Raw genomic sequence first — 224 nt, 5'->3', positions numbered from 1 at the left:
GATGAACGCGCAGGAAGTGGCCAGCGTGCTCAATGCACTCGCGAAGTGGCCGGACGAGACCGACGCGCGTGAAGCGGCGCTGCGCCTGGCCGGTCGCGTGGCATCGGAGGCCGGGCTGCGCGGGTTGATGAACGCGCAGGCGGTGGTCAACGCGCTCAATGCCCTTGCGAAGTGGCCGGACGAGGACGACGCGCGTGAAGCGGCGCTGCGCCTGGCCGGTCGCC

Annotated in this window: 1 pseudogene; it reads left to right on the top strand. The window is 71.4% G+C overall.

Features of this window, described 5'->3' with window-relative positions:
- Positions 1 to 224: pseudogene (locus EVC45_RS46110) on the top strand (hypothetical protein); the annotation flags it as partial.

This window comes from Paraburkholderia sp. UYCP14C, assembly GCF_004197395.1.
Classification (GTDB): Bacteria; Pseudomonadota; Gammaproteobacteria; order Burkholderiales; family Burkholderiaceae; genus Paraburkholderia.
This window is presented reverse-complemented; position numbering and strand designations above follow the sequence as displayed.